Source organism: Mesorhizobium sp. M1B.F.Ca.ET.045.04.1.1 (assembly GCF_003952465.1).
Lineage (GTDB): Bacteria > Pseudomonadota > Alphaproteobacteria > Rhizobiales > Rhizobiaceae > Mesorhizobium > Mesorhizobium shonense.
The window spans coordinates 7,531,950-7,544,566 of record NZ_CP034448.1 but is presented as its reverse complement, the minus strand read 5'-3'; the positions used below and the strand labels follow the sequence as shown (position 1 = coordinate 7,544,566).

Genomic DNA, 12,617 nt, shown 5'->3' with positions numbered 1-12,617 from the left:
GGCATGGCTTGGCGACCCGCCGCCTGCAAGGCCATCGGAGGATAGAGGCAAATGCCGAAGAACGCGTTGTGGAACTGGGTTGCCAAGGTGGCCGTTGGGGGACTGATGCTCTTCGGCGCGTCCTCCGAGATCGCCGCGCAAGCCACGGACGACGATCTTTTCATCTATCCGGACACGCTCATACTCGGGGTACCAAGCGCGGAGTTTCCGAAGCCACTCGAGGAATGTCGAAAGCTGTGCGTGGGGCGTACGGGTTGCACGGGCTTCGACATTTCCCCGAAGAACGAGTGCCGCATGTACACCACCATAACCGGGGGCCAACAGAGCTCTGGTTCGACCGCCCAGACGCGCACCTTGATCCCGAACTACCGCGAGCCAATCAACCCGCCGCTCGCTGCAAGGCTGGAGAAACTCAGGACGACCGACCAGGACGGCCACGAACTCTTTGCCCTCAGCAAAGATGCCTTCGACCGCCACAACCGCGACATCGGCATGCAAGCGATCAACCTCGCCATACAGAGAGGCAGCCAGGACGCCAAGCTGGAAATCGCGCGCTGGTACGACCCGCGGACGTTCGCGCAAGACCGGGTGGACGCAGCCGACGCGAACAAGGCGGGCAGGTCCTATTTCGAGCTCGCCCTGGAGGGCAATACGGAGGCGAACAAGCTTCTCACCTCGCTTTGCCAGGATGTCGGGGACAGCAGTTCGAGCCATGCCGTGGCGTACCAAAGTTTCCTTCGCACCACTTACTGCGAAGGGTCGATCAATCCCTGATCCGGCGCATGCGTATCGGGTAATGTTTGGGGAATTGGGGAAGTAGCGGGGATGCAGCAGAGATGTCGGGGCCGCGTGAGCGCAGCAGGAATCGCTGTCGCGCTGCTCTTCCTTACGCTTGCGGGTTTTGGGATTGCGCCAAAGGCTTCAGCTGACGACGCCCAGCCGGATTTTTGGGACTATCCTGGCACAGCGTTAGACGGAGGCGCCAGCGCGGAGTTCAAGCGGCCTTTGGACGACTGCCGGAGAATTTGCCGGGAACGTTCTGGTTGCGCGGGCTTCGACCATTCGTCAGCCACCAATATCTGCCGCCTATTCACCGGGATCGGGTCCGCGCAGCCCAACACACTCTCCACCGCAGCCACCCGGAACCGGATTCCGGGCTACGGCGATCCTCGCAATGCCGAGTCCTGGTATTTCGCGTCCTACAGCGACATCGACCTTTTTGGAGGCGACCTCTTCCCGAAAGGCATGCCTGCGACCAACTCGGAAAACTGCCGCGCGACATGCGACAGCGAGCATTCGTGCCGAGCGTTTACCTATAACGCAGAAGCAAACCGCTGCTTCCTGAAATCGAGTTTCGATTTCGTGCAGTCCTATTCGCTGGGGAGCTCGGGGCTCTACTTCAAGGCCGGCCCCGCGGCCCCTCCCCCAAGCCTGACCGTCGGCTGGGAGCTTTTCACGACGCATGGCCTCATCGGCGACAGCACGGAGACATACGCGGCCTCGTACGACGGATGCATGCAGCAATGCGACTCGAACGGCCAGTGCAACGGTTTCACATGGGCCAACGCGCGACCTAACAGATGCTACCTGTTCTACGACCCGAACCCCCAACCGATACGAAGGAAGGGCATGACCTCGGCGCGAAAGATCGGCCGGACGGTCAGGCCTGACTTCGTTCGCCCCGCCAGTCCAAGGAACTGAAACATGCCGCGCTGGATCGCACCTCTCTTGGCAGCGGCATGCACGCTGATCGGCCTTTCCTCGCCGCTGCGGGCTGACCCCGTGCCGGAGGCCCACAGAAGCAACGCCGACCTCAGCAGTACGATCGAGGAAGGCAAACTGCGTCGAATGATCGGACAGATGGTGCTCGTCGGCTTCGTGGGAGACAGCCCGGACGATGACGGCTACAAGCGGGTCGTCAAGCAGGCTGAGGCGGGCGAAATAACCGGAGTCATCTATCTGGGGCGCAATATTTCAAGCCTCGACGCGGTGCGGCAGCTCAACAATGGCCTTCAAAAATATTCCGCCAGCCCTCTGTTCATAGCCATCGACCAGGAAGGCGGCCGCATCCAGAGGCTTACTGGCGACATCGGCTTCAGGGAGGTGCCCAGCGAGGCGACCGTCGCCAAGACCTTGAGTCCCGACGAGGCCGGCGCGGTTTACCGGAACCTTGCTTCCGATCTCTCAAGCCTGGGATTCAACCTCAACCTCGCCCCGGTCGTCGACCTCAACGTCAACCCGGCGAATCCCATCATCGGCAAGCTCGGCAGAAGCTTTTCGGCCGATCCGGAAGAGGTCGAGCTATACGCGAAGGCTTTCGTGGAGGCGCATCGGTCGAAGGGGGTTTTGACGGCCCTGAAGCACTTCCCGGGACACGGCTCCAGCACCAAGGACAGCCACAAGGGAATGGCCGACGTCACCAAGACCTGGAGCGAGAAGGAACTTCAGCCGTACAGGAACCTGATTGCATCCGGCGACGTCGACATGGTCATGGCCGCGCACGTCATAAACGCGAAGCTGGCCTTCTCGCCCGACATCCCCTCCTCGCTGTCCAAGGCGACCCTGACCGGGCTCCTGCGTGAAAACATGCATTTCAAGGGCGTGGTCATAAGCGACGACATGCAAATGCAGGCCATCACCGACAACGTCAGCTTTGAGGACTCGGTGCTACGGGCGGTTCGGGCCGGGAACGACATCCTGATATTCGCCAACGACAAACACCCGGACCCCGCGATCCCGGAGAAGATCGCCGCACTGCTTTCCGCCGAGGCGCGGCGCGATCCCGAGATGCTCGATCGCATCAAGAAATCCTATGAGAACGTCATGCGCCTGAAAAGGAAGCTTGGGGCCACCGTTTCCCAGGACACGACCGTAGTGAGGGAGCGATAGCGACCAGGAATGCGCGGCTCCATTTCAAGAGGGCGAAACGTGTCGAAGGCCAGAATCGCGCGCCCGGCCGCAGGGGGTCTTTTCGCGACGGCGGCAGTCGCTTTGCTGTCGTCGATGGCCATGCCCGCAAAGGCGCAGCCAGACAGCGGGTTTTTCGGCTACCCGGAAACCACGCTCGACGGAACGGTCAGCGCCAACATTGCGGTCCCTCTGGAGCGGTGCAGGGAAATCTGCACAGAGCGTTCGGGCTGCGAGGGCTTCGACTATTCGCATGAGGCCGGCATCTGCCGAATGTTCGACGCGGTGATCGGAGCGAAGGCGAATCCCGCGCGCACGGCCGGCGCCCGAAACATGATCCCGGGATACACGCCCCCGTCCAACCCGCCCGCGAACGACACGGCGGCCGAGTTGCTCAGCCGCGCCTGGGCATGCGTGCCTGCGAGCGAGAACGCCAATAAGCTGCACCTTTCCTGGACCGTGATTTTCGACCGCGGCTCGGGGAAGAGCGACACCGAAACCAAATTCGTCGACCGGCGAATTCAGACCGTCCGGAACACCGATGCCAACTCCGTGACGACGTTGTCGCTGGACACAACGTTCCAGGTGGACTGGTCGAAGCTCGGAACGGTCGAGGTCGACCGAAACTTAGTCACCCTTCAATGCGCCAATGGCGTCAGCTGCATCCGGTTCCTTTCCTCCACCGGCCTGTCGACCGACTGCCGCGGCTTTTGCGGCGGGCAACCCTGGACAGCCGAGGCCAAAAAGAGCCGACAAAGACTTCGGTTCTGCGACGCCGATGCGGCGTCTAGCGCAGCTGCCGCGCTACGCCAGCTCAATCCTAAGGTGACGGTCTCCACGGCTCCGCCGCAGGAACTACGCGATCCGGCCCTGGTCTGCTGGATCACCGACCCGAGCGGCACCCCGCTCAACGTCAGGAACAGGCCCTTTGGAGAACTGACCGGAGAAGTCCTCCAGAATTCCCAGTCCATCAAGGTTACCCAGTTCTCATGGGATCCGAGAGGGCATCCATGGGCGGCCGTTCCCGGCGGCTGGTCGAGCGCGAAATACATGACCTGCCAGGCGCCAGATCCTTATGAGTGAGGTCTTTGAAAGGACGGAAGCGATGAGATGGAAATCATCCGAGACCTTTATCGGCTTTCTGGTCCTGGTGTTCCTATTCCCGTTTTCGCACCGCGTTCCAGCCTTGCCGCGATTGTTTGTAGGTCTCCTGCTGCTCATCGGGGGACAGAACCTCGTCAACTGGATGCAACGCCACCTCGAGAATGCCAGCTTCGCCAACTGGTGGGCCGCAATCAACCTGTTGCTGATCGCAATCTATCTGGGGATGCGAGCGCGTGAAGTAGGCACTGACGACGGAACTTCCCCATTCCTGCTAGGCCGATTGATTACCAGGTGGAGATGGAAAGCCCTGTTCTGCGCGGGGGTGGCCGTTCTGCTAATAGTTCTCCTGACAACTCGGCAATAAAGGCAACTTTGATGCTGCTGACATATAGCCGGCAAGCCAAGCTTCCTTCTGCGATAGCATTTGCGGCCGCCATCCTTTTTGCCGGCATCCAGGCTGCCGGCGCTCAATCGAGCGATATCCTCTTCAACTATCCGCAGACGGTACTTAACGGTCCCGTCAGCGCGACGGTCAGCATCCCACTCCTCGAGTCCTGCAGGAAGCTCTGTTCAACGCGCAGTGGATGCATCGGCTTTGACTATTCGTCGTCGGGCGGCATTTGCAGGCTCTTCTCGGCCGTAGTTCGCGGCGAAGACAGCCAAGATCACGCAGCGGGAACCCGGAGCCTGATTCCAGGCTACCGCCCCCCGACCAACCCACCTGCGCCGCCCCCACCCGAGGTGGTCGCCGTACAACCGCCGCCAGCCAGTTTCTCGCGATTCATGAACAGGGACCTCACGAGCAATTCGATCGCTTCCATGGCGGCACAGGACATCGACCAGTGCGAAACGATGTGTCGAAGCACGAGTTCATCGTGCCGAGCCTACACGTACGACGCTTGGAACCGGAAATGCTTCCTAAAGGGAGAAACCGGCCAGCTCCTTATGAACGCCCGCGCCATCAGCGGGGTTATTTCGGACCTAGGGACGCCAAGCTCCTCCGGCGCACCCGTGCACATAGAGTACTTCAACGGCAAGGCCTTTTCCGGAAGCGGCTTCCGCGTCCTCGCGTCTCCGAACCGTGACGCATGCGGAAACGAATGCTGGAATATCGAACAGTGCGTGGCTTTTGGATTCACCAATTCGCAAAGGCGCTGCGTTCTCTTCGACCAGCCGGGAGAGTATTTCAGCAGCCGGGGCACCGATAGCGGCGCGAAACGTCAGAACTGATTGTCTATTCCTGACATTCTCAGCTCGGGTTGCAGCGCTGCAATTCTGAGGGGAGCAACCTACCAGTTAGGCGTAGTCAAATGGAAGTTGGCGTTCCATGTTGCAAACAGGTCAGGGACTTGATCGACCCGGAAGTATCGTTCCGCAGCGGTTTTACTCGTTGCTTTATCACGTCGCGCCAGCCGCTCGGCCTCTTGCCGTGGGACAACGTAGATTGCGCGAGCTTTGAACTCTTCGGACGGTAGCAGGACAATCGCCAACCAATCGAATTGGTCATAGTCGTTGTAGCCGACATAGGCAGCACCACGTTTAAATGTCCTCGATTTCACCGAAACACGTTGTGCTGGCCGATCGAACGGTTGCGCGATCACGTCATAGCCTGGCCAGTTGTCGGGAACTTTTAAGGCGGGGATACCAGCCAGGGTGAGTTCTGCGGCCACGATCATTTCACAAGCATCACCCATTTGCTTGGTCGTGTATCGCCGCGGTGCAGTCGTTCCCATGCCAATCGGATTGGCGCCCGCTGGAGCTTTTAGCATTTGAGAAAATCCTCGTTGCCGGTAGCCCAACCCAAACGGAGCCGCTGCCCTGACTTCAGGACAAATGTGCGCGGCAGGTCAGGTCTAACTTCGGCGCCGAACAGACTTACGAAAGTGGCGAAATCGTCAAACCACATTCGGCCTGGGGAGAACGAGTGGACAATCATCGCTGCCTCATCGGTTTTGAACCGCTGAGCCTCGATCAGCGCGGAAGCCGTCCGGTGCATCAGCTGGTAACGGACATGGGCTGGTGGCATCCCATCGAAGCCGAGCAACCCGCATAGCTGGTGCATACGGTCTCTCTTTCCCCGCGACGGTTCGGCATACCACTCACCCACCGTCGGGCCGAATGGCTCGCTTACCTTGCCTTCGATGGTTGCAGCACAAGTCTGCTCGCCGAACCGAATGAGCGCAAACACATCGTTTTGGCTGTCACGGTTGCCACCGTCGAGCGGCACTTTGTGTTCAGGCAAGGCCAGTAATAACTCGGCCGGGCCGTCGAACATCTGCGCGATCTCGTACGGCAAGCCATCGGCACTCTCCCAGCAGTGAGCGAGCGTCTTTGCCGAGCAGCCGGTTCGCCACTGTCTAACAGGCTCCGCGAGGAATGCCTGCCAACTCGCCGGGCCTTGGCTGGGAATATAAACCCGCGTCCGACTGATCTTCCGCAGCATGTGGCAAGCCATCGTCACCTTCCTTTTCGACGCTTGGTTGACGCTGGCTTTGATCGGATACGGAGCCGCCCGCCTTCGGGCTGATCGATTTCAAACGCACCAGTCTTGCGAACCAGATCGCTGAGCTTCCGAAAGCCAAATGTTCGCGGGTCGAAATCTGAGGCTAGGTTGGCAAGTTGAGTGCCTACGCCACTGAGTGGCACCCAACCCTCCTCATCCCCTTCCATTTGAGCAAGCGCCTTCTCAATTGCGGCGGCGGCGACGCTGGGAGACTGCAAAGACTTCGTTGGTGCCGCGTGCGGACGGTTGCCTACTGCCGTTGCTCCCAGGTTCTCTGTGTAAACAAAACGACGGCAGGCTTGTCGGAAGCTCTCGGGCGTTTTCTGCTCCCCGAACCCGTATACATCGATTCCCTGTTCTCGGATCCGGGCTGCAAGGCGCGTGAAGTCACTGTCTGAGGAGACCAAACAAAACCCATCAAACCTGCCGCTGTGAAGCAAATCCATAGCGTCGATGACGAGCGTGATGTCAGAGGCGTTCTTACCTGTGGTGTAGGCGAACTGCTGCTGGGGAATGATTGCGTGTCGGGCAAGCACGTCAGCCCACCCTTTGGACCGAGTGCCTGAGAAGTCGCCATAGATGCGCCGGACACTCGCTTCTCCAATCTTGGCGACTTCCTCGAACAGCGCATCTGCGACCTTGGCAGAAGCGTTGTCCGCATCAATCAGTACCGCAAGGCGCGGGGATCGTGTGTCTGTGGCCATGGGCGCCTACCTTCCATTTCGGACCTCTTTACAGCCGGAACATGGCTGGTAGGATCTTGGTCCCCTGCGTCAGCATTGCTGACCAGAGGTCTCTTGGCTGTCAATCTCCGACTTTGTGCCACCACAAGGTATATCACTCGCATGTCCTCTGGGTTTGGCTGGCAAGCGCAGCGAATCTTCCCGCAAAATCGCGTCTTGGCTCGTCATCAAGGAAGTTTAGACAGGCGATAAGGCAATGCTGTCGCTGCACTGGGCGAGAGAGGCCGGGGAACACGACATTCTTGTAGGCAAGAAATAGGGGAGAGGTATGTTTCGTTATCTGGCGCGTCGTCATGATCGCAAGTACATCTTGAGAACCTTACAACGGCAGAGGCGTACCGATCACAGGTCCATAGGGTTTGGTTATGATTCTTCCTTGGCGTTTGCAGTTAACGAGGCCGAGGACAGATATGCAAGCGGTGAACTGACGTTCACGGAGCTTTCCAAAGGAGAGCGGCTTTTCTCCCCGATTTTGCCCTCAGAACCATTAAACGAAAAAGGAAATATTGTTCTTTTCCAGTCCGATATCACATCCATAGATGACGACAACAATACATTTGAATGTAGGGTAACCGATGGTGGATCGAAAGATCATGCGCTTGTTTTGTTTCATCATTGGCACGCGCGGAACCGTTTCTCAAAATTCGCTAGGTTCTTTGCCGCAAGGGGCATAACAGTGATTGAGGCTACCCTCCCATATCACTTTAGTCGTGGTTCCGGCGACTATTCCGAGGAAAAATTTTTCAACGCGAATTTGGGACGCACCGTCCGATCGATGAGACAGGCGGTATTGGATGGCCGTAAGATTGTCCGTTGGCTTCATAGTCAGAGGTATCGAAAAATCTCGGTTGTAGGCATGTGCTTAGGTGGCACGGTTGCTGGTCTGATCGCTGCCCAGGAAGAGATGGTTGATAAAGCGGTTCTCATGGTATCGCCAATGAGCCCTGCTGATTTTGTTTGGACAGCGGAAACCATGAAGTCGTTGCGTGGTCGTATTGAACCAGCCATGTCACTCAAAGATTTGAGAACCGCTTGGGGACTCATTAGCCTCGAGATGCATACGTGGGGTCTGACGCGTCCTGGCCTGGATGTGATGTTCGTGCTTGGCAGGGACGACACGATCGCGCGTCCAGAAGCTTCGGATCGGGTGATAGAGGTATTGACGAAATGCAATCGTTCGCCTGAGGTCCTGCGTCTCAATTGCGGACATTCGTCTGTTGGGATTTTTCCCTACAACATGATCGCAGCCAGGAAGATGCTGCGATTTTTCAAAGAGTCTCCCACCTAGCGGAGATCTGGGGGTTCGCGGGTTTAGCTACGACTTGAGCGCCCGCTCGACGTCGAGCCGCCACTGCTTGAGCGCCGCCTCGCGGTCGTTTTCCAGCCGCTCGGCCGCTTCGAGCGTGGCGGCCAGGCGCACCAGCTCGAGCACCTCCAGGAAGGCCTCGGCGATGACGTCGCATCAAAGCTCGATGCGGCGATAGAACAATACCCGCCCGGCTGGAATGAGTTGGAGCAGATAGTCGAAGTCCGAGACGTTGGCAGTCAGGACAGAGAATCCGAGTTTCTGCGCCTGAAGAAACAGAACGCTATCCTGCAAAGCGCGAAACCTTGCATCCTTCTGATAGCCCTGGAGCCGGCACAAGATACCTGATAGGTGCGCCGCACGCCCTAACACATCCGCATCGGGGGTAAAGACGCGATGTGCCGGCATGCCTGCGACGACCACCCCAATCTGTCTAACGACGCCTCTCGTACCGGAGTGAGCGGGATCGAGCACTCCGACCGTGTGCATGAGTTCCTGCACCGCAACCGTCGAGTGGTTGCTCCGTCGAATTTTGACCAGATCGGCGACGGCATCTGGTGCTCGACCCTGCAAGCCGTCGATGTAAACGCAGGTATCGAGCAGCAGCTCCTGGCCTGCCTCCGCCTGTTCGCTTATGAAGGGCAGGTCGGCGTCGGGGCGCCGAGGCAATGTCCGCTCCGGATCAAACCGGGCCCACCGAACCGACGCGTCGAAACTGAATTCCGCCACGCTAGAAACCGAGTTTCAGCGACGGATCGACCGTGCCTCGAACCTCACTGAATGTCTTTCCGAAATCGTCGTCGAGCGCCACATTGGCCAGGGCAAATTCAATCAGATCGGTATCAGTCTGAATCCCAGTCTGCTTCTTTGCCTGCTCCAACAGCGCGGGACTGATGCGACCACCGATGCGCGCGCTTTTTTCACCGAGAAGGCCCGAGTGTTCCGCAGCCTTCATCACTGCCTCAAAGCGAGTTGCATCGACAACGACGAACTTTCCAGTCTTGGCGGAACGCCCGACCTTTGCCTTGAGAGCGTCACTGCCACCTCGCATGGCAAATCGTCCGTGACCTGCTCTTTTCGCGAATCCTGCTTTTGTCGCCTTTGCCATAGCCGTGTCCTCGCGTTGGACAAAATACTGATGTGTTGAACATAGCATCGAACGGCAACGATTCAAGATGGCGAGGAATCACCCTCCGACTCTTCTCTTGACTCTGCGGCGCGAAAGTAGGGACGCGGGAAAGGCCTCGACGAGTGCCCCCAAGGATTTCAATTTTCGGGAGGAGAGACCCGTCGTCTCCGGGAAGTCGCGGCGCAGGTCGGCAGCCAGGCGATCGATTATACGCGCCCCCCAGCCAGCATCGCTTTGTCTGTTCAAGATGTCGCGTCCGATGCTCCAATAGAGGAGAATCAGCTCTTGGTTGACGGAAAGAGCGGCTCTGAGGCGAGCCGTCCGGATGCGCTCCTTCAACTCGGAGAGAAATGAGGCGTAGCCTGTCTTGCCTGAAGCTGGGAAGTTTTCGGTCATGAGTCGAATTTAGCAGGATGTGCCCGGGAAAGCATAGGAAGCAATGCTGCTCCAAGCGACAACGTGCACGGGCAGCGTGTTATGTTCCGCGAACTTTGCGCTCCGTCGCCGGACGCTCGAGGCGCTCTCCGGCGGGCTGTCGAGATACCCATTGCAGAGGCCCGTTCGCGCCCCTTCTTTACTGAACCTGTTCGTCATCCTGATCGGAAAACCCCGGCATGATATCGCCGGCAGCAGCTTCTCCTTCGACAACAGCCCGGCATCCTCGAGCGCCTCGAAATCCGGCAGCTGGCGCAGCGTGTCGAACCCGAACTGCGACAGGAAGTTTTTGGTCGTCACATACGTGTAAGGCGCGCCCGGCTGTGGGCTGCGTGGCCCCGAGGCGATCAGGTCCTGCGTGCGCAGCACACCGATCAGATTGCGCGACACCTCCTTGCCGAAGAAGCTCGACAGCTCGCCCCGCGTGATCGGTTGGAAATAGGCAATGCACATCAGCACAAGAGCCTCGGACTGCGACAGCTCCTTTGATGCCTCAGCGCCCTGCCTCGCGGCCGGGCCTAAAGGCACCGCGAATGACATCAGCAAAGGCTTTCTTGGTCCGGTGCTGCCAGCCGCCGGCGACAGACACCAGCTCGTAAGGGCGGCCGGCGAGTTCGGCGCGAATGTCATCGATGATGAGCTCGAGATTGCAGCTTTTGCCGATGACGCGCGCCAGCACCTCGCGCGGTACCGGCTCGCTGGCGGCAAAGATCACCGCTTCGACAGGAAACGGACGTTGCAAGCAGGCTTTTCGATAAATCGTGAAGGAATTTTGGCAGAAAGAGAAAAGACGAGAAAACCGAAGCCGCGGCAAGCGTGACGAATAGGGCGGGAAAAATGCGTCGGATACGCCTCGCATCGATAGGAACGATGTCGCAAGCGACGTGACGCGAAACTTGCCGACATAGATCAGAAGAGCGCTGCCGCCTCACGGAAACAGGGCATTCAGACCCGGAAATGATGTTGGCCACTTCAGGCGGCATGATCGTGGCGGCGAGTATTTCGCTCGCCTATCTGTCGTGGCGTTTCGTCGAACAGCCGTTCCGACGTTGCCACCGGGCCGTGGCAGCAAGCGCGCCGGATGGTCGACAGTGCATCCAGAAACTGCATCTGGAACATCTTGAGCCCACGGCAGCGCTCCCAAAAACTGGTGCGCTTCACCCGGGAATACTGCCTGAAGAACCCGGAATTTCTGACGCTCGTCAACAGCGAAAACCTATCGCGCCATGCACCTAAAAAGCGGAGATCGTACTGACTCGCGATGTGTTCATGTCCTTGGCCGACATAGCGCTCGCCACTCGCGATCTGGCGGCTGCGGCAGCGCGACATGGTGCGAGTTGGGCGCAACCACGGTAAGGGCCGGCCTCGGCTTCTGAATCCTCGGACGCTTTAACCACAAACCGGGGTATATTTGGCGCCGACGGCCGCACTCAATGTCTTTTTAACAGCTTGGCTCTAGCCATGGCTCGTGCTGTAGGGGCGCAGACATGAGCATCTTGGCGACAATCAAGGATCATAGCGGAAGGGTCTACCGCGGCATCCAGGCCCTGCTTGTGGTGAGCATCGCTGCCACGGGGCTTGCCGCATTCGGGCTGCCCGAAAACCCCTCCCGCGCCGCCGCTCTTGGCGTGTCGGCGATATCGACGTGCCTCGCCCTTCTGGTGCTGATGTATATGCGCTCGAGCGTCGTCCGGCGCCTGCAGTCGGCAGAGGCCGCCGAGGCCGAGAAGCACCGCTTTCTCACCGTGGACGCGATGACCGGCGCTATGACCCGACGCTATTTTCTCGAGGCCTTGCGCGATAGGCTGGGCACCCTGCGCAAGCGCCGCCAAGCGAGCCTTCTGCTGATCGACCTCGATCATTTCAAGCAGCTCAACGACACCTTCGGCCATCAGTTCGGCGACCTTGCCCTCGCCTATCTGGTCAAGGAGGCTGAGCGCATCTTTGCCGACGGCATTATCGGGCGGCTGGGTGGCGACGAGTTCGGCGTCATCGTCCCGCATGGCGACGCGGCTGCGATCAATAAGGATGTGCGCCGGCTGCTCGGGGCGATGCGGGCCGGGAAGCGGCACGAAGGCAAGATCATCCCGCTGTCGATCTCGGTTGGGGTCGCGCTCGCGCCGCTGCACGCTTCCAACCCGACGGAGCTGATGCTGCTCGCCGACCTCGCGCTCTACGAAAGCAAGACGGCGGGTCGTGGCCGAGTCACGGTCTTCGACGAGGAGATGCTGTCGGACAAGCGCTATCGCCGGCTGGTGGAGCGCGAGCTGCGCGCCGCCATCTATCTCGGCGAGCTGGAGCTTCACTATCAGCCGATCCTCGGCACCGAGGGTTTCATCGACGCGCTCGAGGGGCTGATCCGCTGGCGCCATCCCGTCCGCGGCCTGATATCGCCGGCCGAGTTCATCCCGATCGCTGCCATCGGCTCTATACGGCCCAAGTTGGAAATAACGGCGACCTAGACTATAAAAAGAAAACCCAGTCGAGCTA

The 12,617-nt window shown here is 59.3% G+C and carries 14 protein-coding genes and 1 pseudogene; 8 read left to right on the top strand and 7 right to left on the bottom strand.

Annotated elements, in window-relative coordinates; all coding sequences use genetic code 11:
* Positions 1-51: 51 nt before the first annotated feature.
* The 5 genes from EJ071_RS37090 to EJ071_RS37070 all read left to right on the top strand — a co-directional run bounded on the left by EJ071_RS37090 (position 52) and on the right by EJ071_RS37070 (position 5,241).
* Positions 52-774, top strand: a complete 723-nt coding sequence (locus tag EJ071_RS37090; RefSeq protein WP_126102261.1) for a hypothetical protein — start codon at positions 52-54, stop codon at positions 772-774.
* A 75-nt stretch (positions 775-849) separates the two neighbouring features.
* Positions 850-1,701, top strand: coding sequence for a PAN domain-containing protein (locus EJ071_RS37085; RefSeq protein WP_245460122.1), 852 nt, complete (start codon positions 850-852; stop codon positions 1,699-1,701).
* Positions 1,702-1,704: 3 nt separating this feature from the next.
* Entirely contained in the window at positions 1,705-2,889 is a 1,185-nt protein-coding gene (locus EJ071_RS37080; RefSeq protein ID WP_126102259.1) for a glycoside hydrolase family 3 protein, read from the top strand.
* Positions 2,890-2,898: 9 nt separating this feature from the next.
* A complete protein-coding gene (locus EJ071_RS37075) occupies positions 2,899-3,990 on the top strand; it encodes a PAN domain-containing protein (protein ID WP_126102258.1) in 1,092 nt (363 codons plus the stop codon).
* A gap of 396 nt (positions 3,991-4,386) precedes the next feature.
* Complete coding sequence (locus tag EJ071_RS37070) at positions 4,387-5,241, top strand: PAN domain-containing protein (protein ID WP_126102257.1); 855 nt, start codon at positions 4,387-4,389, stop codon at positions 5,239-5,241.
* A 59-nt stretch (positions 5,242-5,300) separates the two neighbouring features.
* Here the strand turns inward: EJ071_RS37070 and EJ071_RS37065 are convergent, their stop codons facing one another.
* From EJ071_RS37065 to EJ071_RS37055, 3 genes are all read right to left on the bottom strand, one after another.
* Complete coding sequence (locus EJ071_RS37065; RefSeq protein ID WP_126102256.1) at positions 5,301-5,780, bottom strand: hypothetical protein; 480 nt, start codon at positions 5,778-5,780, stop codon at positions 5,301-5,303.
* Positions 5,774-6,307 carry a hypothetical protein gene (locus tag EJ071_RS37060; protein WP_210211900.1) on the bottom strand — a complete coding sequence of 178 codons (534 nt, stop codon included), beginning with the start codon at positions 6,305-6,307 and terminating at the stop codon, positions 5,774-5,776. Before EJ071_RS37060 ends, EJ071_RS37065 begins: the two co-directional genes overlap by 7 nt.
* 161 nt (positions 6,308-6,468) lie before the next feature.
* Positions 6,469-7,218, bottom strand: coding sequence for an NYN domain-containing protein (locus EJ071_RS37055; RefSeq protein ID WP_126102254.1), 750 nt, complete (start codon positions 7,216-7,218; stop codon positions 6,469-6,471).
* Between the two features lie 307 nt (positions 7,219-7,525).
* Between EJ071_RS37055 and EJ071_RS37050 the strand changes: the two genes are divergently transcribed.
* Positions 7,526-8,545 carry a dienelactone hydrolase family protein gene (locus EJ071_RS37050; RefSeq protein ID WP_245460121.1) on the top strand — a complete coding sequence of 340 codons (1,020 nt, stop codon included), beginning with the start codon at positions 7,526-7,528 and terminating at the stop codon, positions 8,543-8,545.
* A 174-nt stretch (positions 8,546-8,719) separates the two neighbouring features.
* Here EJ071_RS37050 and EJ071_RS37045 read toward each other — a convergent pair whose 3' ends face one another.
* The 4 genes and pseudogenes from EJ071_RS37045 to EJ071_RS37030 all read right to left on the bottom strand — a co-directional run.
* The gene (locus EJ071_RS37045; RefSeq protein ID WP_126102253.1) at positions 8,720-9,292 is read right to left on the bottom strand and encodes a DNA-binding protein; all 573 of its coding nucleotides are present in this window, start codon (positions 9,290-9,292) and stop codon (positions 8,720-8,722) included.
* A 1-nt stretch (position 9,293) separates the two neighbouring features.
* Positions 9,294-9,671, bottom strand: coding sequence for a hypothetical protein (locus tag EJ071_RS39910; protein WP_245460120.1), 378 nt, complete (start codon positions 9,669-9,671; stop codon positions 9,294-9,296).
* Between the two features lie 78 nt (positions 9,672-9,749).
* Positions 9,750-10,088, bottom strand: coding sequence for a DUF1016 N-terminal domain-containing protein (locus EJ071_RS37035; protein ID WP_126102252.1), 339 nt, complete (start codon positions 10,086-10,088; stop codon positions 9,750-9,752).
* Positions 10,089-10,319: 231 nt separating this feature from the next.
* Positions 10,320-10,851: pseudogene (locus tag EJ071_RS37030) on the bottom strand (SMC-Scp complex subunit ScpB); the annotation flags it as partial.
* Between the two features lie 357 nt (positions 10,852-11,208).
* Here EJ071_RS37030 and EJ071_RS39905 point away from each other — a divergent pair.
* Positions 11,209-11,382, top strand: coding sequence for a hypothetical protein (locus EJ071_RS39905; protein WP_245460119.1), 174 nt, complete (start codon positions 11,209-11,211; stop codon positions 11,380-11,382).
* Positions 11,383-11,614: 232 nt separating this feature from the next.
* The gene (locus EJ071_RS37020) at positions 11,615-12,589 is read left to right on the top strand and encodes a GGDEF domain-containing protein (protein ID WP_245460118.1); all 975 of its coding nucleotides are present in this window, start codon (positions 11,615-11,617) and stop codon (positions 12,587-12,589) included.
* Positions 12,590-12,617: the final 28 nt, after the last annotated feature.

Coding starts and splice junctions, on each gene's coding strand:
- EJ071_RS37055 (WP_126102254.1), bottom strand. CDS start 7,218: ATGGCCACAGACACACGATCCCCGCGCCTTGCGGTACTGATTGATGCG.
- EJ071_RS39905 (WP_245460119.1), top strand. CDS start 11,209: ATGGTCGACAGTGCATCCAGAAACTGCATCTGGAACATCTTGAGCCCA.
- EJ071_RS37050 (WP_245460121.1), top strand. CDS start 7,526: ATGTTTCGTTATCTGGCGCGTCGTCATGATCGCAAGTACATCTTGAGA.
- EJ071_RS37075 (WP_126102258.1), top strand. CDS start 2,899: ATGCGCGGCTCCATTTCAAGAGGGCGAAACGTGTCGAAGGCCAGAATC.
- EJ071_RS37070 (WP_126102257.1), top strand. CDS start 4,387: ATGCTGCTGACATATAGCCGGCAAGCCAAGCTTCCTTCTGCGATAGCA.
- EJ071_RS37065 (WP_126102256.1), bottom strand. CDS start 5,780: ATGCTAAAAGCTCCAGCGGGCGCCAATCCGATTGGCATGGGAACGACT.
- EJ071_RS37080 (WP_126102259.1), top strand. CDS start 1,705: ATGCCGCGCTGGATCGCACCTCTCTTGGCAGCGGCATGCACGCTGATC.
- EJ071_RS37020 (WP_245460118.1), top strand. CDS start 11,615: ATGAGCATCTTGGCGACAATCAAGGATCATAGCGGAAGGGTCTACCGC.
- EJ071_RS37035 (WP_126102252.1), bottom strand. CDS start 10,088: ATGACCGAAAACTTCCCAGCTTCAGGCAAGACAGGCTACGCCTCATTT.
- EJ071_RS39910 (WP_245460120.1), bottom strand. CDS start 9,671: ATGGCAAAGGCGACAAAAGCAGGATTCGCGAAAAGAGCAGGTCACGGA.
- EJ071_RS37090 (WP_126102261.1), top strand. CDS start 52: ATGCCGAAGAACGCGTTGTGGAACTGGGTTGCCAAGGTGGCCGTTGGG.